The 21,201-nt window shown below is 67.2% G+C and carries 20 protein-coding genes and 1 tRNA gene; 5 read left to right on the forward strand and 16 right to left on the reverse strand.

Going from position 1 to position 21,201, the window contains the following annotated elements:
* Nucleotides 1-14 precede the first annotated feature (14 nt).
* From AC1DFU_RS11805 to AC1DFU_RS11845, 9 genes are all read right to left on the reverse strand, one after another.
* Nucleotides 15-809 carry an ABC transporter ATP-binding protein gene (locus AC1DFU_RS11805; protein WP_441591157.1) on the reverse strand — a complete coding sequence of 265 codons (795 nt, stop codon included), beginning with the start codon at nt 807-809 and terminating at the stop codon, nt 15-17.
* 1 nt (nt 810) lies between these two features.
* Nucleotides 811-1,707, reverse strand: coding sequence for an ABC transporter permease (locus AC1DFU_RS11810; RefSeq protein ID WP_092292869.1), 897 nt, complete (start codon nt 1,705-1,707; stop codon nt 811-813).
* Nucleotides 1,708-1,867: 160 nt separating this feature from the next.
* A complete protein-coding gene (locus AC1DFU_RS11815) occupies nt 1,868-2,851 on the reverse strand; it encodes an ABC transporter substrate-binding protein (protein WP_092292871.1) in 984 nt (327 codons plus the stop codon).
* Nucleotides 2,852-3,040: 189 nt separating this feature from the next.
* Nucleotides 3,041-4,087, reverse strand: a complete 1,047-nt coding sequence (locus tag AC1DFU_RS11820) for a quinone-dependent dihydroorotate dehydrogenase (RefSeq protein WP_441591156.1) — start codon at nt 4,085-4,087, stop codon at nt 3,041-3,043.
* Between the two features lie 68 nt (nt 4,088-4,155).
* On the reverse strand, nt 4,156-4,959 hold the full coding sequence (locus tag AC1DFU_RS11825; RefSeq protein WP_092292876.1) for an arginyltransferase: 804 nt from the start codon (nt 4,957-4,959) through the stop codon (nt 4,156-4,158).
* Nucleotides 4,960-5,161: 202 nt separating this feature from the next.
* The gene (locus AC1DFU_RS11830; RefSeq protein ID WP_092292878.1) at nt 5,162-5,674 is read right to left on the reverse strand and encodes a MuF-C-terminal domain-containing protein; all 513 of its coding nucleotides are present in this window, start codon (nt 5,672-5,674) and stop codon (nt 5,162-5,164) included.
* A 73-nt stretch (nt 5,675-5,747) separates the two neighbouring features.
* On the reverse strand, nt 5,748-6,485 hold the full coding sequence (gene aat, locus AC1DFU_RS11835; protein WP_092292880.1) for a leucyl/phenylalanyl-tRNA--protein transferase: 738 nt from the start codon (nt 6,483-6,485) through the stop codon (nt 5,748-5,750).
* A 25-nt stretch (nt 6,486-6,510) separates the two neighbouring features.
* Nucleotides 6,511-7,146 (reverse strand): NUDIX hydrolase, encoded by a 636-nt coding sequence (locus AC1DFU_RS11840; RefSeq protein ID WP_092292882.1) that lies wholly within the window; start codon nt 7,144-7,146, stop codon nt 6,511-6,513.
* Between the two features lie 109 nt (nt 7,147-7,255).
* Nucleotides 7,256-7,552: a hypothetical protein gene (locus tag AC1DFU_RS11845; RefSeq protein ID WP_441591155.1), complete on the reverse strand. Its 297-nt coding sequence runs from the start codon at nt 7,550-7,552 to the stop codon at nt 7,256-7,258.
* Between the two features lie 212 nt (nt 7,553-7,764).
* Between AC1DFU_RS11845 and AC1DFU_RS11850 the strand changes: the two genes are divergently transcribed.
* Nucleotides 7,765-9,396, forward strand: a complete 1,632-nt coding sequence (locus tag AC1DFU_RS11850; protein ID WP_441591154.1) for a hypothetical protein — start codon at nt 7,765-7,767, stop codon at nt 9,394-9,396.
* Between the two features lie 86 nt (nt 9,397-9,482).
* Here the strand turns inward: AC1DFU_RS11850 and AC1DFU_RS11855 are convergent.
* From AC1DFU_RS11855 to AC1DFU_RS11885, 7 genes are all read right to left on the reverse strand, one after another.
* Nucleotides 9,483-9,559, reverse strand: a tRNA-Met gene (locus AC1DFU_RS11855).
* Between the two features lie 124 nt (nt 9,560-9,683).
* Entirely contained in the window at nt 9,684-10,433 is a 750-nt protein-coding gene (locus AC1DFU_RS11860) for an RES family NAD+ phosphorylase (protein ID WP_177219879.1), read from the reverse strand.
* A complete protein-coding gene (locus AC1DFU_RS11865) occupies nt 10,393-10,782 on the reverse strand; it encodes an MbcA/ParS/Xre antitoxin family protein (protein ID WP_092292890.1) in 390 nt (129 codons plus the stop codon). The genes AC1DFU_RS11860 and AC1DFU_RS11865 overlap by 41 nt, the downstream gene beginning before the upstream one ends.
* Before the next feature lie 78 nt (nt 10,783-10,860).
* On the reverse strand, nt 10,861-12,129 hold the full coding sequence (boxA, locus tag AC1DFU_RS11870; RefSeq protein ID WP_441591153.1) for a benzoyl-CoA 2,3-epoxidase subunit BoxA: 1,269 nt from the start codon (nt 12,127-12,129) through the stop codon (nt 10,861-10,863).
* 29 nt (nt 12,130-12,158) lie between these two features.
* Nucleotides 12,159-13,583, reverse strand: coding sequence for a benzoyl-CoA 2,3-epoxidase subunit BoxB (boxB, locus tag AC1DFU_RS11875; RefSeq protein ID WP_092292894.1), 1,425 nt, complete (start codon nt 13,581-13,583; stop codon nt 12,159-12,161).
* Nucleotides 13,584-13,630: 47 nt separating this feature from the next.
* A complete protein-coding gene (boxC, locus tag AC1DFU_RS11880; protein WP_441591152.1) occupies nt 13,631-15,289 on the reverse strand; it encodes a 2,3-epoxybenzoyl-CoA dihydrolase in 1,659 nt (552 codons plus the stop codon).
* Nucleotides 15,290-15,397: 108 nt separating this feature from the next.
* Nucleotides 15,398-16,354, reverse strand: a complete 957-nt coding sequence (locus AC1DFU_RS11885; protein ID WP_441591151.1) for a helix-turn-helix transcriptional regulator — start codon at nt 16,352-16,354, stop codon at nt 15,398-15,400.
* A gap of 245 nt (nt 16,355-16,599) precedes the next feature.
* Here AC1DFU_RS11885 and AC1DFU_RS11890 point away from each other — a divergent pair, with 245 nt between their 5' ends.
* The 4 genes from AC1DFU_RS11890 to AC1DFU_RS11905 are packed head-to-tail and all read left to right on the forward strand — an operon-like array spanning nt 16,600 to nt 21,186.
* Nucleotides 16,600-18,201: a benzoate-CoA ligase family protein gene (locus AC1DFU_RS11890; RefSeq protein WP_092292900.1), complete on the forward strand. Its 1,602-nt coding sequence runs from the start codon at nt 16,600-16,602 to the stop codon at nt 18,199-18,201.
* A gap of 9 nt (nt 18,202-18,210) precedes the next feature.
* Nucleotides 18,211-19,038 (forward strand): alpha/beta fold hydrolase, encoded by an 828-nt coding sequence (locus tag AC1DFU_RS11895; RefSeq protein WP_092292902.1) that lies wholly within the window; start codon nt 18,211-18,213, stop codon nt 19,036-19,038.
* 24 nt (nt 19,039-19,062) lie between these two features.
* Nucleotides 19,063-20,277 (forward strand): ABC transporter substrate-binding protein, encoded by a 1,215-nt coding sequence (locus AC1DFU_RS11900; RefSeq protein ID WP_092292904.1) that lies wholly within the window; start codon nt 19,063-19,065, stop codon nt 20,275-20,277.
* A 42-nt stretch (nt 20,278-20,319) separates the two neighbouring features.
* A complete protein-coding gene (locus AC1DFU_RS11905; protein ID WP_092292907.1) occupies nt 20,320-21,186 on the forward strand; it encodes a branched-chain amino acid ABC transporter permease in 867 nt (288 codons plus the stop codon).
* Nucleotides 21,187-21,201 lie beyond the last annotated feature (15 nt).

The raw sequence follows: 21,201 nt of genomic DNA on the forward strand, positions 1-21,201 counted from the left end.
CCATCCCGTTCGACTTAGCTCAGCAGCAGCGCGTCGTCATCCAGCTGCTCGTGCCGGGTCTGCTCGAACATCCGCAGCAGGTCGGGCACGTCGAGGCCCTTGCGTTGGTCGCCCGACACATCGAGCACCACCTGCCCCTGGTGCAGCATCACCGTGCGATCACCGTAGTCCAGCGCCTGGCGCATCGAGTGCGTCACCATCATCGTCGTCAGCTTGCTTTCCGAGACGATGCGCGCGGTCAGTTCCAGCACGAAGGCGGCGGTTTTCGGGTCCAGCGCGGCCGTGTGCTCGTCGAGCAGCAGGATGCGCGACGGCTGGAGCGACGCCATCAGCAGGCTCACCGCCTGCCGCTGGCCGCCGGACAGCAGGCCGATCCGGTCCGTCAGACGATTCTCCAGCCCGAGGTTCAGCAGCCGCAGCTTGTCGCGGAACAGCTCGCGCGACGCCTTGTTCAGCGCCGGGCGGAAGCTGCGCCGCGAGCCGCGCGCCATGGCCAGCGCCATGTTTTCCTCGATGGTCAGCGCCTCGCAGGTGCCGGCCATCGGGTCCTGGAACACGCGGGCCACCAGATGGGCGCGGTCCCAGGCGGGCTGCCGGGTCACGTCGATGTCGTCGATGGTGATGCGGCCGCTATCCACCATCTGGTCGCCGCTGACGGCGTTCAGGAAGGTGGACTTGCCGGCGCCGTTGGAGCCGATCACGGCCACGAACTGGCCGCTCGGGATCTCCAGGTTCAGGCCGCGCAGCGCGCGGTTCTCGATCGGCGTGCCGGGGTTGAAGGTCAGCTTCAGGTCTTGTGCGCGCAACATCTCAGGCACCTCCGTTCTTGCGGCCAAACAGCTTCTTGCGCGTCGCCGGCAGCACCAGCGCCAGCGTCACCAGCGCCGCCGTCACCAGATTCAGATCCTGCGCCTTGAGGCCAATGAACTCCGTGTTCAGCGCCAGCGCGATGAAGAATCGGTACAGGATGGCGCCCAGCACCACGGCCAGCGTCACATAGACCAGACGCCGCGCCGGCAGGATGGTCTCGCCGATGATCACGGCGGCCAGGCCGATCACGATGGTGCCGATGCCCATCGAGATGTCGGACCCGCCCTGGGTTTGCGCGAACAGCGCGCCGGCCAGCGCCACCAGCCCGTTGGAGAGCGCCATGCCGGCCAGCGTGGCACGGCCCGTAGGCACGCCCTGCGACCGCGCCATGCGCGGATTGGCACCGGTGGCGCGCATCGCCAGGCCCAGTTGCGATGAGAAGAACCAGTCCAGGCCGACCTTCGCCACGATCACCACCACCAGCAGCACCAGCGGGCGCAGCAGGTAGTCGGGCAGCCACTCGGGCTGGAGCACCGTGAACAGGGTCGGCTCGGTAATCAGCGGCACATTCGGGCGACCCATGATGCGCAGGTTGACCGAGTACAGCGCGATCATCATCAGGATACTGGCCAGCAGGTCCATGATCTTGAGCCGTACGTTGAGCCAGCCGGTGATCCAGCCGGCCACCGCGCCGGCCGCGATGGCGGCGAGCGTGGCCAGGAAGGGGTCCTGGCCGGCGGAGATCAGCGTGGCCGCCACGGCGCCGCCGAGCGGAAAGCTGCCATCGACGGTGAGATCGGGGAAGTTGAGGATGCGGAACGAGATCAGCACCCCGAGGGCCACGAGGCTGAAGATCAGGCCGATCTCCAGGGCGCCCATAAGGGAAAAGAGGGACATGGGGAAATCCTGTTGCGGGGGACCGGCCGGGCTGTCGCGCGGCGGGTAGGCGGCGCGTGCGCTGCGGTCCGGAGGCCCCGGCCGGCCGGATAGGCCGGGCCGGGGCCGGAGAGCGTCAGGCCGCGCAACCCCTCGGGGGCGGCGCGGCCCGTTGCGGGTCTTACTTGATGACGGTCTTGGCTTCCTTGACCAGTTCCGGCGCCAGCGTCACGCCTTGCTTGGCGGCGGCGCTGGTGTTCACGAACAGTTCGAGGTTGTCCGAGGTCTGCGAGGCAATCGCGCCGGGCTTCTCGCCCTTCAGGATGCGCACGACGACCTTGCCGGTCTGGTGGCCCAGGTCGCTGTAGTTGATGCCCAGCGCGGCCACGGCGCCACGCTTCACGCTGTCCGTGTCAGCGGCCACCAGCGGAATCTTCGACTCGTTGGCCACCTTCACCAGCGCCTCGTAGGCCGAAACCACGTTGTTGTCGGTGTTCGTATAGATCACATCGACCTTGCCGATCAGGCTCTTGGCAGCCGGGCCGATGTCCACGGTACGCGGCGCGGCGGCTTCCTTGAGCGTCAGGCCCTGCTTGGCCAGCAGTTCCTTCAGTTCCTTGACCACCACCACCGAGTTGGCTTCACCGGGGTTGTAGACCATGCCGACGGTCTTGACCTTGGGCACCACGCGCTGGATCAGGGCCACCTGCTTGTCCAGCGGCAGCTTGTCCGAGACCCCGGTCACGTTGGTGCCAGTAGCGCCCCAGCCCTTGACCAGCTGGGCGGCCACGGGATCCGTCACGCCCGAATACACCACCGGCACCGTCTTGGTGGCGGCCACCACGGCCTGTGCGGACGGCGTGGCGATGGCGACGATCGCGTTCGGCTGGTCGCCGACGAACTTCCGGGCGATCTGCGCGGCCGTGCCGGTGTTGCCCTGCGCGCTCTGGTATTCCCACTTCAGGTTCTTGTCGGCGTCGTAGCCGGCAGCCTTCAGTTCGGCGCGCACGCCGTCGCGGATGGCGTCGAGTGCCGGGTGATCGACAATCGACAGCACTTTCACGGTCTGGGCCTGCACGGCGCCGCCGTACAGCACGGACAGGGCGACCACGCCGCCGAGAATCGTTTGGGTGGATGCCTTGAGGCGCGACTGAAGACGCTGCATGTAATTGTTCTCCCCCGAGGGTTCGGTACTTTGGAAGCCTGCGAGGATACCATTTTCGGGGCTCTCGCGGCTCCCTTTTAGTGCACCGGTCGGCCATATCCTGCTGTTAAACGCCTCGGGGGGCAAGGCGTGCCGCAAATTATTGCGCCAGAAAGCCGATTATCGAGAATGTGTTGCGGTGCAGCATCCTCAGCCGGCAACGGGGTGGCGCAACGCGGCGGCACAGTCACGCACCAGGGAGGGGCCGCGATAGATCAGGCCGCTGTAGACCTGGACCAACTGCGCGCCGGCATCGATCTTCGCGCGCGCGTCGGCGCCGCTGAAGATGCCACCCACGCCGACGATCGGCAGGGCATCGCCCACCACGGCGCGCAGGGCGCGCACCACGCGGGTGGAGGATTCGAAGACCGGACGTCCCGAGAGGCCGCCCGCTTCCTCGGCATGGGGCAGGCCCTGGACCGCCTCGCGCGAAATCGTGGTGTTGGTGGCAATCACCCCGTCGATGCCGTGCCGCACGAGCGCATCGCCGATATTGCCGATCTGGTCGTCGTCGAGGTCCGGGGCAATCTTCAGGGCCAACGGCACGTAGCGCTTGTGCTGCTCGGCCAGGCGCTGCTGGGCGGTCTTCAGCGTGGAGAGCAGGCTGTCCAGCTCGCTGGCGCCCTGCAACTGGCGCAGGTTCTTGGTATTCGGCGACGAGATGTTCACCGTCACATAGCTCGCGTGCGGATAGACGCGCTCGAGGCAGTAGAGGTAGTCGTCAGCCGCGCGCTCGATCGGCGTATCGGCGTTCTTGCCGATATTGAGACCCAGCACGCCACCCTCGGCCTTCCAGCGCGACGCCTGGACGTTGGCCACGAAGGCATCCACGCCGCCATTGTTGAAGCCCATGCGGTTGATCAGCGCATCGGCCTGCGGCAGCCGGAACATGCGCGGACGCGGGTTGCCGGGCTGCGCGCGCGGCGTGACCGTGCCCACCTCGATAAAACCGAAGCCGAACGCGGCAAGGCCGTCGATGTACGCGCCATCCTTGTCGAGACCGGCCGCCAGCCCCACGGGGTTCGGGAAGCGCACGCCCATGACGGTGCGCGGATCGGCGGCGATGGTGTTGCCAAGGCAGCCGGCCAGGCCCATGCGCTGCGCGCGCATGAGGTTGTTCAGCGTGAAATGGTGGGCATCCTCCGCATCCATGGAGAACAGGGCGGGGCGAAACAGGGGATAGAGCGCGTTGAGCACGGGGAGGGGGCGCGGCCGGGGCCGGCGCGAAGTCGGTACCAGGGCGGCATTGTAGCGTGCGGCAGGCGCTACTCCTGGGCGGGCCCCGGTTGGGGTGGGGCGGCTGACGTGGTGACGGGCGCGGTGGCCTCGTCGTCGAACGGATGCCACTGATTGCCCGTGAGCACCTGGAGCGGCCGGAAGCGCGCCTTGTAGGCCATCTTGCGGCTGTCGGCGATCCAGTAACCCAGGTAGAGGTGCGGCAGGCCCAGCTCGCGGGTCTGGTTGATCTGCCAGAGGATGTTGTAGGTGCCGTAGCTCGCGCCGACGGCCATCGGGTCATAGAAGGTGTAGACCGACGACAGGCCGTCATCGAGCACATCGATCATGCTGACCATGCGCAGGCGGCCCGCCTCGGGCGAGCCCGGCGGTTCGCGGAACTCCACCAGCCGCGAGTTCACGCGGCTTTGCAGCAGGAACTGCTCGTACTGGTCCCGGCTGTCCTGATCCATGCCGCCGCCTGCGTGGCGCATCGACTGATAGAGCAAATACAGCGCGTAATGCTCCTCGACGTAGGTCAGCGGCGCCACCAGCGCCTGCAGGTTCTCGTGCTGGCGCCAGGCGCGGCGCTGGCTGCGGTCCGGACGGAACTGGTCCACCAGCACGCGGCACGGCGTGCAGGCGCGGCATTCGTCGCAATAGGGGCGATAGGTGAAGATGCCGCTGCGGCGGAAGCCGGCGCGCACCAGCCGGGAGTAGACATCGGCATTGATCAGGTGCGCGGGCGTGGCCACCTGCGAGCGCGCCATGCGGCCATCGAGATAGCTGCAAGCATAGGGCGCCGTTGCGTAAAACTGCAACGCGGAGAGCGGAAGTTCCTTCAGCTTGCTCATGGCTCGCTCATGACAAAAAGACGGAGGCGGCGGACACCGCGTGGCAGCATCCTGTCTGGCAGTCTATCAGAGCAAGCCGGGCGGCGTGTGCAACGCGGTGCAGATCCGCTGGCGTTGCAATGATGGGGCGAAGGTCATATACTGGCCACACCGCTTGAGAGGCGTCCCACTTATGGCAATCAGAGCCGGACAGTCGTGTCTCTCAGGCGGTTTTTCTTTTGTGCGCCACCGTCATGGTGGGCATGTCGCCACGTTCGCTGGCCCCCTCCCAAAGCAGTAGCCCCTTCGCGCGCCACACGCGCTCGAAATCCCTGTCTTCCTTCGCATAGATGCTCGCGAGCTCGTTGCAACGGGCGCGGCCGATTTGCTTGTCCGCATGCAGGATGGCAACGAGCGGGCCCAGATGAATGGTGTCGAAGGACAGCACTACCGCGTTCACATCATGCGGACGGGTGTGTGACCTGAAGATCGCCTTGGGTGCCAGCAGGGTGCCATATATCCCTTCCAGAAATCGCCGCGGCACGTTGTGCCGGAACAGCATTTTCTCGACATTGGCGACCTTCACGGCCAGCGGAAGGTCCGGGAAGCCAAGCTCCAGATAGCGGCGCGGCGTGTTGCCGAGCCGGATGGCGAGCCCCATTACCGTGTTGGCCTTGTCGGTCAGCAGCGTGGCACAGGTGGTCTTGAGAACGAGATCGTAATTGGGGTCTTTCATCCGGCAGGTGAACGGCAAGACACGCGAAGTAGCGAGTGTCTGCCCACCTGCCTTCAGGCGGATTTGCGCTGCGTCAAATAGCTGGCGCCCAGCGCGCCAGTACCGACTTGTCAAACTGCCACGGCGCGATGTCGGGCTGGGCGGTGGCGGCCCGGACGTGGGCGACGAAGTCCGCGCGCGGGATCGGGCTGGCGCCGAGGGAGGCCAGGTGGTCAGTTTCCTGCTGGCAGTCGATCATCGTCACGCCGTGCTGGTCGAGGAAGGCACAGAGTGCGGCCAGGGCGATCTTGGAGGCGTCCGTGCGCTGCGCGAACATCGACTCGCCATAGAACATGCGGCCCAGCGCCACGCCGTAGAGGCCGCCCACACGCTCGCCCTGGTACCAGCTTTCCACGGAGTGGGCGCGGCCGGCGCGGTGCAGGGCGCCGTAGGCGTTGACGATGTCGTCGGTGATCCACGTGCCGAACTGGCCGTCGCGCGCGGTCATGGCGCAGGTGCGCATCACGGCGATGAAATCGTCGTCAACGCGGATTTCCCAGTCCGGGTCACGCAGGGTGCGGCGCAGCGTCTTGCGCAGGGTGGCCGAGACCTTGAGCGCCTGCGGAGCCAGCACCATGCGCGGGTCGGTGCTCCACCAGAGCACCGGCTGTCCTTCGGAATACCAGGGGAAGATGCCTTGCCGGTAGGCCAGCAGCAGCCGCTGCGGCGAGAGTTCGCGACTGGCGGCGAGCAGGCCGGGCGCATCGCTGGCCGGGCCGAGCGCCCGCTCGACAGGCGGAAACGGGTCCTGTGGGTCCAGCCAGGTGATCATGGGGCGGGCAGGGCGTTGCCCGCGTTCAGGGGGTAACGGGCGGTGTGGCGGGCGACGTGGCCGGTGACACCTCGGTCGCCGGCAGCGGCGTGGCACGGCTGGTCAGCGGCCGCATCGGCTTGTCGATGTCCAGGCTGTGCAGCCGGAAGCTGCCATCGGCGATCCGGCCCGCCGCGCGGTCGGCGAAGAAGCAGCGCAGCGTGTGGATGACGGTGGGGAAGGCCAGGTCGTCCCAGGGCACATCGGCTTCATCGACCAGCTTGACCTCGAGGCTTTCCTCGCCCGGGGCGATGTCCAGGTCCTGCAGCGTCGCCAGGTAGAACAGGTGCACCTGGTGCACGTGCGGCACGTTGAGAATCGAGAACAGTTCGCCCACTTCCACGCGGGCGCCGGCTTCCTCGAGGGTCTCGCGCGAGGCGGCCTGGGCCGTGGTCTCGGCAATCTCCATGAAGCCGGCCGGCAGCGTCCAGAACCCGTAGCGGGGCTCGATGGCGCGCTTGCAGATCAGGATCTTGTCTTCCCAGACGGGGATCGTGCCCACGACGTTGCGGGGATTGACATAGTGGATGGTGCCGCAGCCGTCGCATACGCTGCGCGGGCGATTGTCGCCTTCGGGTACGCGCAGGACAACCGCATGACCACAGTTCGAGCAGAATTTCATGAGGGGCGTCCGGGAGGAATGGCGCCAAGTGTATCACCGCGCCGCCCGGCCGCTGCGGGCGCGATGTGCGCTCCTGGGGCGCACATCGCGCTGCCTCGGAGGGAGGTGGCTACTTGCGCTGAGTTGCCTTCGCGCCCCCCGTCGCGCCCGGGCTGGCGGTCGGCACCCAGTCCTCGGGGCGGTCTGGCGGCACGATGTCCGCCTTGCCCTTCCTGGGGTCCGGCAGGTTGACCGGCGCGGGCCGGTCGTTGCGGTGGCCCTTGGCGCCGTGTGCCGGCTTCTGGGCCGCCGGCTTGGCTGCGGTGGCCGAGGTTTCGGCGAGGGCCGCGCCGCCCGCCAGCGTGGCACAGGCCGCCGTGCAAGCCGCCGCCCAGATCGCCATCGATTTCGCGCTACGCATGGTCATGTTGGGTTCTCCTTCCGTTGCGTGTGAGAAGCACCCTACGGACCTCGGGCGTCCGCCGCCATGGATTGACCTGGCGATGTGATGCAAGGTGCATCCTCGGCGCCATGAACATGATCGACATCAAGTCTGTGGCGATTACGCCCCCTGCGACCTCGCCTGAACGGACCGCGATGCCTACCATCGGCCGCTCCTTTCCAACGCGGAGCAGAAAGATGAGAACAAGACACGTGGTGCGGTTGAGCGCAACCGCCCTGGCCCTGGCCATGTTCGTGGGGACGAGCATCCCCGCCATGGCCGTGACGGCGGCGAAGGAGAATGCCGCCACCCGCAGCAAGCCCCGGCCCAATCCCTTCCTCGCTGCAGAGGCGTACGCGGTGACCCATTTCGACCCCGCTCAGACCGATGTGATGCCTTACGCGCTCCCGCGCGGCACCTTCCATGTCGATCTGCGCAAGGCCCCACGCGTGCAGGCCGGGCCGATCAGCATCATGACCCTGGCCACGCCGTCGCCGCGCTATATGTGGGCGGCTTCGTCGGGCGGGGTTTCCTATGTGGATGTCAGCGATGGCGGCTGGCGTGAGGTGGCCAGGCTGCCCGATCCAGACGCGAAGCCGCTGCCCGCCGGCCTGCTCGACAAGATCCTCGCCGAACCGCTGGACGATGTCGCGCGCGTGGAGAAGGCGGTCAAGACCGACCTGGCGCTCGACCGCAAACGGATCAGCGCCAACATCTACGTGGTGTCCGGCAAGGATGGCGTGCTGTATGCGACCAATCGCTCCGCGGTCCGCGCCTATGGACTGGTCGATCCGAAGCGCCCGGAAGCGGGCATCAAGCTATTGCGGACGATCGATCTCAAGGATCGCCTGACGGCGGTGGAGAATGCCGGCGGCGTGATGCTGAACATGACATATGACGGCCATCTGGTGGTGGGCGCCGCGCAGTCCATCCGCGTGCTCGACCGCGACTTCAAGCCCGTCGGCGATGCGTTCCAGTTCCCGGAAGGCGAGATCGTCTCCAACGCGATGGCGGTCGACGAGAAGAACGGCATCTATATCGCCTCCGACAAGGTGATGCGCAAGCTTGTGTGGACCGGGAAGACGCTCTCCCGCGATGCCGCGCACGGCGCCTGGGAATCGGCCTATGACTCGGGCCAGACGCCGATGCCCAGCGTGAAGTTCGGCAATGGCACGGGCTCCACGCCGACCCTGATGGGCTTCGGCGACGATGCGGACAAGCTGGTGGTCATCACCGACGGCTCTGACCGCATGAAGCTGGTGGCCTTCTGGCGCGACGAGATCCCGGCCGGCTTCACGCAGCGGCCCGGCACGAAGTCGAACCGCATCGCCGATCAGATTCAGGTCACCTGCGGGCTGCCCGCCAGCACGCCCTACGTCCAGTCCGAGCAATCGGTGGTGGCGCTGGGCTATGGCGCGTTCGTCGTGAACAACATCCGGCCGAAGGGTGTGGCGGATCGACTGGTCGATGTGCTTGCGGGCGGCCCGGCGCTGACGCCGGCGGCGGGCGCGGAGCGCTTCGAGTGGGATACGAAGACCAAGGCGTGGCGCTCGGTGTGGACGCGCAACGATGTGGTGTCCACGAGCATGGTGCCGACCGTGAGCGGTCCGTCGCGGATCGTGTTCGTGAACGGCTATACCAAGGCGGACGGCTGGGAAGTGACTGGCATGGACTGGGAAACCGGCAAGACAGTCCATCGCTCGATCTTCGGTCAGGACAATCTGGGTAACGGCGCCTATGCACTGATCCAGTCCTTGCCGAATGGCGACCTGCTGTTCAACAGCATCGGCGGCCCGACGCGTGTGAAGTACCAAGCGACCGCCAAGTAAGAGCGGCGGCCGGAAAACAAAAAACCCGCCTGATTGGGCGGGTTTTCTTGTTGCAGCGTGTTCTGCTGCGTATTCGTTCCGGCGGTTGGTTGCGGGGGCAGGATTTGAACCTGCGACCTTCGGGTTATGAGCCCGACGAGCTGCCAGACTGCTCCACCCCGCGTCCGTCGAAGCTGAGAGTATATGACAACCGTTTGCGCAATGCAACACCTTTGCCTCTCGCTTCTGATGAGTGCCGTGCAACCGGCACCCATCTTCCAGTTAGAGCACGCGAAGGGGGCCGTGGTTCAGGTCGATTTCGGGGTTTCGGTTGTGCGCTGCCACAGCGTCGCTTCGAACTCGAAGCTGTCGCGCTGCTGCAGGTCGTCGCGTTGCCAGATCACGCGGTCGGGGCGCACGGTCAGCATCCACGTGGTGGTGGCGAGCGGGTTCGGCTGGTCGAACGCGCGTGGCGTCAGCACCGCTGCGCACGGGCCGCGCTCGGGGTCGCGCACGGAGGTGTAGCGGATCAGGCCCAGCCCGGCTTCTCGCGCCAGACGGCCGAAGTCCTGGCAGGGCGCGTGGTCGTCGGGATCGGTCCAGCGCGGGTCATCGTGGAACGGGGCGGCGTCCAGCGCCACGCCGTCGGTCTTCACGCTGACCTGGAACAGCGTCTGCGCGCGGGCGTCGATGCGGGGCAGCGCGGGGCTGTCGAGCAGAAAGCGCCAGCGCCAGTAGCCCAGTTCGGCACAGGCTGTGCGAATGGCGTCGGCGCCATAGAACACGCCCGGGTCCTGTCCGCCGCGAAAGCGCGAGCCCCAGGGCGAGGGGGGATATCGGAAGGGCGTGAAGATCAGATAGTGGAGGTGGCGCGCGTCGGGGGGTACTGCGGGTTTGCCGGCGTCGAGCACGGCTTCGAGCACGGCCTGTTCCTCGAGGCTGTCCACCAGGGGCATGGTCGAGACCACATGCTGGGCCTCCACCGCCCGCCACAGTTTGAGCGCGAACGGCTTGCGCTCAGATGCGACCGCGGGTGGCGTCCAGGTAGTGAACGACACGTACGAGCCCTTCAGTCGTGCGAATCAGCTCGAGCGGCTTGCCGCCAAGCGAGAGGTTGTCATGGGTGAGCCACAGCCGCGCCTGCTCGTCGTGGCCGAGGATGGCATCGAGCGAGCGGAACAGGCGCACGAACAGCACGCCGAACTCCCACTCCTTGCGGTGCGCATCGAGCACATAGCCGCCGGACGCCATGCGCGAGACCGACGCCGTGCTGATGCCGAGCACGCTGGCCACGATGGCCTGGCTGATGCCAAGAAAGCCGGCCGCGCGCATCACGGCCTTGGTGAGCGTGGCGCCGGGGTTCACGCCGCCGGCGGGCTCGGTGTCCGGAATCTGATGAGATTGCATCGCCTTTGCTCCTTTCTTGGGAAACATTATAGGCGGTGTATTTCAGAAGGAAAGGCCGTGACATAGGCTGTGAAGTGCCTAATACGTCTCAATGTGGAGCCGTCCCTCCGCGCGCAGCGTGGCCTCCAGGTCCGTCCAGGACTGGCCCGCCGCCGCGCAGACCTCGCCGAAGGCGGCCAGCACGCCTTCCTCCATCCCCTTCAGGCCGCAGATGTACACATGGCCATGGGGGTCGGCAAGCAGCGCGGCCACCTGCGGGCTGGCTTCGCGGATCGCATCCTGCACATAGCGGCGCGGCATCTCGGCATCGCGCGAGAAGGCGAAGTGAATGTCGAGGAAGTCCTTGGGCAGCTTCAGCAGCGGGCCGAAATAGGGCAGTTCACGCTGGTTGCGCGCGCCGAAGAACAGCAGGCGGCGCCCATCGAAACTCGCCATATTGCGACGCATCCGCTCGGTCATCGCCCGCATCGGTGCGGAGCCGGTGCCCGTGCAGATCATCATCACGCTGGCCTCGCGATGGTTGGGCATCAGGAAAGTACTACCGAAGGGGCCGACGACCTGCACCGTGTCGCCCTTGGCCAGGTCGCACAGGAAGTTCGACGCCACGCCGCGTACCGGCTGCCCGTCGTGGTCCTGGTCCACGCGCTTCACGGTCAGCGCGAGGTTGTTGTAGCCGGGGCGCTCGCCGTCGCGCGGGCTGGCCACCGAGTACATGCGGATGTAGTGCGGCTTGCCCGACGCATCGGTGCCGGGCGGCACGATGCCGATGGCCTGCCCCTCCAGCACCGGGAAGAACTGGTTGCCGAAGTCGAGCACGATGTGATGGATGTCGCTCGACGCCTCTTCGGCCGTCAGCCGATAGTTGCCGGCCACCGTGGCCGACACCGGCGCGCGCACACCGTGCAGGTTGATATAGGGATGCGCGGCCGACCACGGCGCCTTGGGCGAGGTATGCCGGCTGGTTTCCACGGCCTGCACGTCGGTGGCGGGCGCCTTGCCAGTGCCGGCGGCGGCCTGGGCCAGGGCCTCGGCGGCCGTGGCGGTGGCGGACGTCGCCGCGTCGATCTCGGCCTCGGGCAGCGGCACCTGGGCTGGCAGCTCGTCCCAGAGCAGTTGGGCGTCGATCGGATAGGCCTCGCCGCGCAGCATCGTGCGCCAGTTGTCGATGGCGCCCGTGGGGCAGGGCGACAGGCACGCGTTGCAGCCGTTGCAAACCTCGGCCTTGACCACGTAGTTGCGGTCGTCGTGGGTGATGGCGTCGATCGGGCAGGTGTCTTCGCAGGTGTTGCAGCGAATGCAGATTTCCGGATCGATCAGGTGCTGCTTGATGATGTCGGGGGCGCCCATGTCGGCCTCTTATCCAGTGATTCAGCGATCTAGTTGAAACGGACGTATTCGAAATCCACCGGCTGGCGGTTCACGCCCACCGCCGGCGGGGCGATCCAGTTGGCGTAGCGGCCCGGCTCCACCACGCGGCCCATCAGCGAGGCCACGAAGGCGCGGTCCGCGTCGGTGGCCAGCCAGGTGTCCGCGTTGGCCTGCCAGGCGGCTTCGCTCAGCACCTCGCCGGTCGGCGAGACATGCACATTGGCGAAGGTGCCGATCTTACGGTTGAACGCCTTGTGCGGCACGGTCAGCCGGAACGGAATGCCGGCCTTCTCGATCACCTTGTTCCAGCGCGCCACGCCGCCGACCGAATCCTTGATGTAGTCGTCGCGCAGCACCTCGTTCAGGGCGTTGAGCATCGGCACCTCGCGCTCGGCCAGCTTGCCGTCGCGCACGTCGAGGATCCGGTACACGTCGCCCTTGAGCACGTGGTCGTCGCCGCGCTTGCCTTCCTCGAAGCGGCCCTTCAGCCCGGCGCTGTAGAAGGTGGCCGCGTTGGAGGACTGGTCGGCGCCGAACAGGTCGATCGTCACGCTGTAGTGGAAGTTCAGGTAGCGCTGGATGGTCTCCAGGTCGATCACGCCGGCGGCGCGCACGTCGGCCGGGTCCTGGATGTCGCGCTCGCGCATGACCTCGCAGGTACGCTGGATCACGCGCGAGACGCCGCTTTCGCCCACGAACATGTGATGGGCTTCCTCGGTCAGCATGAAGCGCGTGGTGCGCGCCAGCGGGTCGAAGCCGGACTCGGCCAGCGCGCAGAGCTGGAATTTGCCGTCGCGGTCCGTGAAATAGGTGAACATGAAGAAGGCGAGCCAGTCCGGCGTGCGCTCGTTGAAGGCGCCCAGGATGCGCGGATTGTCCTCGTCGCCCGAGCGGCGGCCCAGCAGCGCCTCGGCTTCCTCGCGGCCGTCGCGGCCGAAGTGGCGGTGCAGCAGGTAGACCATCGCCCAGAGGTGGCGGCCTTCCTCCACATTGACCTGGAACAGGTTGCGCAGGTCATAGAGCGACGGCGCGGTCAGGCCCAGGTGGCGCTGCTGCTCCACGGACGCCGGCTCGGTATCGCCCTGCGTGACGATGATGCGGCGCAGATTGGCGCGGTGTTCGCCCGGCACTTCCTGCCACGCGGCCTGCCCCTTGTGCTCGCCGAAGTGGATCTTGCGCTCGGCGTCCGCCGGTTGCAGGAAGATGCCCCAGCGGTAGTCGGGCATCTTCACATGGTCGAAGTGAGCCCAGCCGGACGGGTCCACCGAGACCGCCGTGCGCAGGTAGACATCGTAATTGTGCGAGCCATCGGGGCCCATGTCGCGCCACCAGTCGAGGAAGGCGGGCTGCCAGTGCTCCAGCGCGCGCTGCAGGGCGCGGTCATCGGAGAGGTTCACGTTGTTCGGAATCTTCTGGCTGTAGTCGATGCTCATGGCCGGGGTCTCCTTGGGTCTGGTTGTCGTTCGGTCGAAGGGGGCGGTCAGACCCGGTCCCAGTCGAAGCGTGCCTTGTTGCCGGTGCCGAATACCTTGAGCGCGCCTTGCTCGCCCACGGCGTTGGGTCGATTGAAGATCCAGTTCTGCCAGGCGGTGAGCCGGCCGAAGATGCGTGTTTCCATGGTCTCGCGCGGGCCGAAGCGCAGGTTGGCTTCCAGGCCGGTGAGGGCGTCGGGGGAGAGGCTCGCGCGTTCCTCCAGCGCGATGCGGATCTCGTCTTCCCAGTCGATGTCGTCCGGCGCGGCCGTCACCAGCCCCAGCGCCTCGGCCTGCGCGCCGTCCAGCGGCTGGCCGACTTGAGCGCTCACGGCCTCGATGGCGGCGGTGTCTTCATAGAAGCGCGCGGCGAGCCGCGAGAGGCCGTTCGGCATCGGATATCGCCCGAAATTGGCGTCATGGGCGACCAGGCGCGGGGCGGTGTCGGGATCATCCGGCAGTTGGAGCATGTAGCTGCGGTCGGCGGCCAGCGCCAGTTCGAGCAGCGTGCCGGCGAAGCAGGAGGTCGGCTCGATCAGCGCGAACAGGCTGCGCGACGAGACGTCCAGCCGCGCCAGCGTCCGGCGCAGCATGCCGATGGTCTCGCGCACGAACCAGTGGCTGGCGTGGGCCTCCATCAGCGTATCGGCGGCCAGCACCTCGGCCGCATCGCCCTCGGTCTTGAGGATCCACATGCCGATGTCGAGATGATTGGTGCGCAGCGTGAGGATGGCGTCATCGAGTTCGCGCGCCATCTTGAGCGGCCACCACTGGGCGCCGGCGGCCAGGATGGCGTCGAGGTCGCGCGGCTGGTCGGCGGCGGGTGCCGAGACCGTCAGCGTGGCGCGGCGCGCCGTGGTGTCGATTTCCACGCGCACGGTGTCGTAGCGGTAGCCATCGGCGTTGTCTTGTCGGTCGAGGGGCGTCAGCGTCACGCCCTTGGCGTCGGCGGGGCGGTCGCTCTGGGCGGCCAGCGCCTGCGCCCGCTCGCGCACGTGTTCGGCGAAGCGCGCGGGTTTGACGACATCGTCCACCAGCTTCCAGTCCTTGGCGCGCTGGCCGCGCACGCCCTCGGTGGTCAGGCAAAAGATGTCGGCGTGGTCGCGGCGCACGCGGCGCTTGTCGGTCACGCGCGTCAGGCCGCCGGTGCCGGGCAGCACGCCCAGCAGCGGTACTTCGGGCAGGCTGACCGCGGAGGAGCGGTCATCCACCAGCAGGATTTCGTCGCAGGCCAGCGCCAGTTCGTACCCGCCGCCGGCCGTGGTGCCGTTGCAGGCGGCGATGAACTTGATGCCGGAATGGCGGCTGGCGTCCTCGATGCCGTTACGCGTCTCGTTGGTGAACTTGCAGAAGTTCACCTTCCAGGCGTGGCTGGACTTGCCGAGCATGAAGATATTGGCGCCCGAGCAGAAAATGCGGTCGCGGGCGCTGGTCAGCACCACGGTGCGCACTTCGGGATGCTCGAAGCGGATGCGCTGCAGGGCGTCGTGCAGTTCGATATCGACGCCAAGATCGTAGGAATTCAGCTTCAGCGCGTAGCCGGGCCGCAGGCCACCTTCCTCGTCCACGTTCATGGACAGTGTGGCGACGGGACCGTCGAAGGTCAGCAGCCAGTGGCGATACTGGGACGGATGGCGCGCAAACGTAACGGGGGCCGGGACCGACATGGGGCGTGTCTCCTTGATGCACTATAGTGCCTTCATCTTTGGGATGAAATATAGTGCATCGACGGAGGCGATGCAAGGCCCGATGCAGACCGGCTGGCTTGTCGACGTTCAGCCGATAGCGGGCATCTGCGCGCGCAGGGCCTGAAGTGAGCTGTTGGCGTCCTGGCCGCTGGTGTCGATCGACACATCGGCGCGCGAGTAGAGCGGCGTGCGCGCCTGGAGGATGCGGCGCAGGTCGGTCATGGCCTCGCGGTTGCCTTCCATCGGCCGCATATCGCCCTGCGCCACCACGCGCGCCATATGTTCCTCGGGCGAGGTGCGCACCCAGACCGTGTAGCAGCGCGCCAGCAGCAGGTTGAAGGTGGCCGGCTCGGAGACCAGGCTGCCCGGCGTAGCCAGCACCATCGTGTCGTGCTCGCGCAGCACACGCTCCAGCGCGCGCATTTCGTAGCGACGGTAGGCGGCCTGGCCGTAGAGCGAGTGGATTTCGGAGAGGCTCGCGCCGGCTTCCTGCTCGATCGCTGTGTTCAGTTCGACGAAGGGGATGCCCTCGGCCGCCGCCAGCGCCCGGCCCAGCGTGGATTTGCCGGCGCCGCGCAGGCCGATCAACGCGATGCGGCGATGCCGCGCATCGCGCGATTCCGCCGGGGACAAGGCGTGGCGGGCCGCTTCGCGCACGCGGGCGAGGTCGCCGGCAGGCAGTTGCGCCAGCCATTGCACGAGCTGCGAGAACTCGGCGGCGCGCTGGCTGCCGGGCTGCTCCGCGCCGCCCGCCGGATCGGCGTGGCCATCCACCTCAGCCAGGACCACGGGCAGCGGCACGTCCAGCGCGCCGGCCACGTGGCGCAGCAGCAGTACCGAGGCGTTGCCGGTGCCGGTTTCCAGATTGGCGAGGTAGCGTTCGGACACCCCCGCGCCACGCGCGAGGTCCTTGCGGGACATGCCGCGTGCCGCGCGCAGCGAGCGGATGCGCTCCCCGAGGTGCGTCAGATAGGGATCGCGCTCCGCGGCCCGGTTGTCGGCATTCGCTTCGGCATTCAGTGACGGTTCGGGGTCGCGACGCATGGGAAAAAGTTCGGGATGAGGCCAGCCAGGGCGGCATTATACGTGCGACAAAGTGCCGGTCGGCGGGTGCTGCATACTGTTATATAGTGCATACCCTCGCTTGCATAATAGTCGATGTGAAATAAAATGCATCGACATCGGCGGCAAAGACTGCCGGTCACGAGACAGCCAGAACAAGACCATCGCTGTAGCCGATCCCGCCGCACCCGTCGAGCCATCGCCGGGGCGGCCAGAGGAGTGGAGACATGACGCCCCCGACCCCCAGCGCCGAGACGGTCGTCGCCGCGCTGCCCGCCCGTTACAACGCGGCCGATGACCTGTTGTCGCGCCACCTCGCCGCTGGCCGTGGCGCCAAGGTGGCCTATATCGACGATACCGGCCCGACCACCTTTGCCGAACTCGACGCGCGCTGCCGCCGCTTTGCCGGCGCGCTGCGCCAGGCGGGCTTCCGGCGCGAGGAGCGCGTGCTGCTCTGCGCGCTCGATACCATCGATTTCCCGACCGTGTTTCTCGGTTGCCTGCTGGCAGGCGTGGTGCCGGTGGCGGTGAACACGCTGCTGACCGTGGACGACTACGCCTACATGCTCGACCACAGCGGCGCGCGGGCGGTGGTGGTGTCCGCGCCGCTGCTCGGCACGATGCAGGCGGCCATCGACAAGGCGGGCATCCACGTCGATGTGATCATTGCTGCACCTTATGTCGAGAGCACCGGCTTGCCGACCGTGGCCGCCATGCTGGATAGCGCGCCGCCGCTGACGGAAGCCCTCGCCACCGGCCCGGACGACATGGCGTTCTGGCTCTATTCCTCCGGCTCCACGGGCCGCCCGAAGGGCACGGTGCACACGCACGGCAACCTGTTCCACACCGCCGACCTCTACGCGCGGCAGGTGCTCGGCCTGCGCGAGGACGACGTGGTCTTCTCGGCCGCCAAGCTGTTCTTCGCCTACGGGCTGGGCAATGCGTTGACGTTTCCGCTGTCGGTGGGCGCCACGACCGTGCTGATGGCCGAGCGGCCCACGCCGCAGGCGGTGTTCCAACGCCTGGCCACGCACCGTCCTACCGTTTTCTGCGGTGTGCCGACGCTGTTCGCCGGCCTGCTCGCCGCGCCGGACCTGCCGCCGCGTGATGCCGTGGCGCTGCGCGTCTGCACCTCCGCCGGGGAGGCGCTGCCGCGTGACATCGGCGACCGCTTCCTGGCCCACTTCGGCTGCGACATCCTCGACGGCATCGGCTCCACCGAGATGCTCCACATCTTCCTGTCGAACCAGCCCGGCAGGGTCCGCTACGGCACCACCGGCCTGCCGGTGCCCGGCTACGAACTGAAGCTGCTCGACGAGCGCGGCGAGCCCTGCGCGGCGGGCGAAATCGGCGACCTCTATATAAAAGGGCCCTCGGCGGCGCTGATGTACTGGTGCAATCGCGAAAAGAGCCGCGACACCTTCGTCGGCGCCTGGACCCGCAGCGGCGACAAGTACCTGCGCGATGAAGCGGGCTACTACACCTACGCCGGCCGCAGCGACGACATGCTCAAGGTCGGCGGCATCTACGTCTCGCCGTTCGAGGTGGAGGCGGCGCTGGCCCAGCATCCGGCCGTGCTGGAAGCCGCCGTGATCGGCGTGGCCGATGCCGCCGAGCTGGTCAAGCCGAAGGCGTTCGTGGTGATGCGCCCCGGCCACCAGTGGCACGACGGCATGGCGGCCGAGCTGCAGGCCTTCGTCAAGTCGCGGCTGGCGCCCTACAAATATCCGCGCCAGATCGAGTGCGTGGACGAGTTGCCCAAGACCGCCACGGGCAAGATCCAGCGATTCCGGCTGCGCCAGCGCGAAGACGCCGCGCGGCACGCCTGAGGGGCCGCCATGGAGACTACCGTGGACACCGCGCTGGTCAAGGTGCCGTTCGACGGCCGCACACTCGACATCGAATACCAGTGGATAGCCGCGCGCCGGAAGCATCGGCCGCTCGTGGTCTTCCTGCATGAGGGCCTCGGATCAGTCAGCATGTGGCGCGATTTTCCGCGCAAGCTGTGCGAGGCGGGCGATTTTCGCGGGCTGGTTTTCTCGCGCTACGGCTACGGCCGTTCCACACCGCGCCCGCCGGAGGAGCAGTGGGGCGTGGATTTCATGCACCGCCAGGCGCGCGAGGCGCTGCCGGCCCTGTTCGATGCCCTGGAGATCGGCCCCGGACGCCGCCACGGCAAGCCCTGGCTGCTGGGCCACAGCGACGGCGGCTCCATCGCCCTGATCCACGCGGCCAGCTTCCCGGACGATGTGGATGGCCTGACCGTGCTCGCCCCCCACATCATGGTGGAAGACATTTCGGTACACAGCATCGCCGCCACGCGCGAGACCTACCTCCACACCGACCTGCGCGCCCGGCTGGCGCGCCACCACGCCCACGTGGATTCCGCCTTCTGGGGCTGGAACGATATCTGGCTCAACGCCGATTTCCGCCACTGGGACCTGCGCCCGATGCTCGACCATATCCGCTGCCCGGTGCTGGCCGTGCAGGGCGAGGACGACGAGTACGGGACCATGGCGCAGATCGAGGGTATCCATCGATATGCCCCGCAGACCGTGCTGCTTAAACTCGCGCGCTGTGGACACTCGCCCCATCGCGACCAGGCGGGGGCGTTGACGGCGGCCTCGGCGGCGTTTATAACGGCACATACTTCAACCTTAAAATAATTCGACCCCGGGGAGGAAGCACCCATGCAACGCACCGCATTGCGCAGGCCGCTGTTTACATCGCTCGTCACCTCGATTTCCGCCACGCTGCTGGTCGCCGGGGGCAGCGCGCTGGCGCAGTCAGCCCAGCCGGCACAGCCGGCCCCGGGCGGCAAGATCAAGGTGGGCTTCATGCTCCCGTACACCGGCACCTATGCGGCGCTGGGCTCGGCCATCGAGAACGGGTTCCGCATGTACGTGCAGCAGCAGGGCGGCAAGCTGGGCGGGCGCGACATCGAATATTTCAAGGTGGATGACGAATCGGACCCGGCCAAGGCCCCCGAGAACGCCACCAAGCTGATCAAGCGGGATCAGGTCGACGTGGTGGTGGGCACGGTGCATTCGGGCGTGCAGATGGGCATCGTCAAGGTGGCCAAGGAAAACAACACGCTGCTGATCATTCCGAACGCCGGCGCCGACGAGGCCACCGGGCCGCTGTGCGGGGCCAATATTTTCCGTTCCTCGTTCTCGAACTGGCAGCCCGGCTATGCCATGGGGCAGGTGCTGGCCGAGCGCGGCATGAAGAAGGTGGTGACGCTGACGTGGAAGTACGCGGCGGGCGAGCAGTCCGTGAAGGGCTTCAAGGAAGCCTTCGAGGCCAAGGGCGGCAAGGTCGTGAAGGAGTTGAGCCTGCCGTTCCCGAACGTGGAGTTCCAGGCGCTGATCACCGAGGTGGCCTCGCTCAAGCCGGACGCCGTGTTCGTGTTCTTCGCCGGCGGGGGCGCGGTCAAGTTCGTCAAGGACTGGCAGGCGGCCGGGCTCAAGGACAAGATTCCCCTGTACGGCTCCGGCTTCCTGACCGATGGCACGCTGGAGGCCCAGGGCACGGCGGCACAGGGGCTGGAAACCACGCTGCACTATGCCGATGGCCTGACCAACGCCCGCGACAAGACCTTCCGCACCGACTACGCCAAGACCTACAAGCTCCAGCCGGATGTGTACGCGGTGCAGGGCTACGACGCCGCGCAGCTGCTGGCCGCCGGCGCCAATGCCGTGAAGGGCGATATGTCGCGCAAGCCGGACGTCATCAAGGCCATGGAAGCCGCCAAGGTCGACAGCCCGCGCGGCGTGTTCACGCTCTCCAAGGCCCACAACCCGGTGCAGGACTTCTACCTGCGCAAGGTGGACGGCCGCGAGAACAAGGTCAGCGGCGTGGCGGTGAAGGCCCTGGCCGACCCGGCGCGCGGCTGCCGCCTGTAAGGCGCCGGCGCACCGCCGGCGTGAATCGAGACTGGCCCCAGCATGGACATCGTTTCCTTCCTCATCCAGTGCCTGAACAGCGTGCAGTACGGGCTGCTGCTGTTCCTGGTCGCCAGCGGGCTGACGCTGATCTTCGGCATCATGGGCGTGATCAACCTCGCCCATGGCAGCTTCTACATGCTGGGCGCCTACCTGGCGTTCACGCTGGCCAGTCTCACCGGCAACCTGTTCATCGCGCTGCCGCTCGGCATCGTGCTGGCCGTGGCGTTCGGCTACGTGCTCGAATGGGCGTTCTTCAGCTACCTCTACCAGCGTGACCACCTGCAGCAGGTGCTGATGACCTACGGCCTGATCCTCGTGTTCGAGGAGCTGCGCAGCATCCTGGTAGGCGATGACGTCCACGGCGTGACGATTCCCGGCCTGCTCGACGGCGCGCTGCCGATCGGCAACGACATGACCTATCCGGTCTACCGGCTGTTCATCTCGGCCGTCTGCCTGCTGGTGGCGGGGGCGATGTACTGGGTCATCCGCCGCACCCGGCTGGGCATGATGATCCGCGCCGGGGCCACCAACCGCGAGATGGTGCAGTCGCTCGGCATCAACGTGAACGTGCTGTACCGGCTGGTGTTTGCGCTGGGCGTGGCGCTGGCGGTGCTGGCGGGGATGATTGCCGCGCCGGTGTCGTCGGTCTACCCGGGCATGGGCGGGCAGGTGCTGATTGTCTGCTTCGTGGTGGTGGTGATTGGCGGGATCGGGTCGGTCAAGGGGGCGCTGGTGGCCTCGCTGCTGCTCGGCTTCGTCGATACCTTCGGCAAGGTGTTCTGGCAGGACGCCGCCGGCGTGCTGATCTACGTCTTGATGGCCTTGATCCTGCTGTGGAAGCCCCAGGGGCTGTTCCGGGCCGGCTGACCTGCGTGCTCCATC

The sequence above is a fragment of the Cupriavidus sp. 10L45 genome (assembly GCF_056395225.1).

What these genes read in the sequence shown, in the direction of transcription:
- boxA (WP_441591153.1), bottom strand. Translation starts at nt 12,129, where the DNA reads ATGGGCGCCCCCGACATCATCAAGCAGCACCTGATCGATCCGGAAATC.
- AC1DFU_RS11900 (WP_092292904.1), top strand. Translation starts at nt 19,063, where the DNA reads ATGCAACGCACCGCATTGCGCAGGCCGCTGTTTACATCGCTCGTCACC.
- AC1DFU_RS11810 (WP_092292869.1), bottom strand. Translation starts at nt 1,707, where the DNA reads ATGTCCCTCTTTTCCCTTATGGGCGCCCTGGAGATCGGCCTGATCTTC.
- AC1DFU_RS11840 (WP_092292882.1), bottom strand. Translation starts at nt 7,146, where the DNA reads ATGAAATTCTGCTCGAACTGTGGTCATGCGGTTGTCCTGCGCGTACCC.
- AC1DFU_RS11865 (WP_092292890.1), bottom strand. Translation starts at nt 10,782, where the DNA reads ATGCAATCTCATCAGATTCCGGACACCGAGCCCGCCGGCGGCGTGAAC.
- AC1DFU_RS11845 (WP_441591155.1), bottom strand. Translation starts at nt 7,552, where the DNA reads ATGACCATGCGTAGCGCGAAATCGATGGCGATCTGGGCGGCGGCTTGC.
- AC1DFU_RS11825 (WP_092292876.1), bottom strand. Translation starts at nt 4,959, where the DNA reads ATGAGCAAGCTGAAGGAACTTCCGCTCTCCGCGTTGCAGTTTTACGCA.
- AC1DFU_RS11885 (WP_441591151.1), bottom strand. Translation starts at nt 16,354, where the DNA reads ATGCGTCGCGACCCCGAACCGTCACTGAATGCCGAAGCGAATGCCGAC.
- boxC (WP_441591152.1), bottom strand. Translation starts at nt 15,289, where the DNA reads ATGTCGGTCCCGGCCCCCGTTACGTTTGCGCGCCATCCGTCCCAGTAT.
- boxB (WP_092292894.1), bottom strand. Translation starts at nt 13,583, where the DNA reads ATGAGCATCGACTACAGCCAGAAGATTCCGAACAACGTGAACCTCTCC.
- AC1DFU_RS11805 (WP_441591157.1), bottom strand. Translation starts at nt 809, where the DNA reads ATGTTGCGCGCACAAGACCTGAAGCTGACCTTCAACCCCGGCACGCCG.
- AC1DFU_RS11895 (WP_092292902.1), top strand. Translation starts at nt 18,211, where the DNA reads ATGGAGACTACCGTGGACACCGCGCTGGTCAAGGTGCCGTTCGACGGC.
- AC1DFU_RS11830 (WP_092292878.1), bottom strand. Translation starts at nt 5,674, where the DNA reads ATGAAAGACCCCAATTACGATCTCGTTCTCAAGACCACCTGTGCCACG.
- aat (WP_092292880.1), bottom strand. Translation starts at nt 6,485, where the DNA reads ATGATCACCTGGCTGGACCCACAGGACCCGTTTCCGCCTGTCGAGCGG.
- AC1DFU_RS11905 (WP_092292907.1), top strand. Translation starts at nt 20,320, where the DNA reads ATGGACATCGTTTCCTTCCTCATCCAGTGCCTGAACAGCGTGCAGTAC.
- AC1DFU_RS11890 (WP_092292900.1), top strand. Translation starts at nt 16,600, where the DNA reads ATGACGCCCCCGACCCCCAGCGCCGAGACGGTCGTCGCCGCGCTGCCC.
- AC1DFU_RS11815 (WP_092292871.1), bottom strand. Translation starts at nt 2,851, where the DNA reads ATGCAGCGTCTTCAGTCGCGCCTCAAGGCATCCACCCAAACGATTCTC.
- AC1DFU_RS11850 (WP_441591154.1), top strand. Translation starts at nt 7,765, where the DNA reads ATGAGAACAAGACACGTGGTGCGGTTGAGCGCAACCGCCCTGGCCCTG.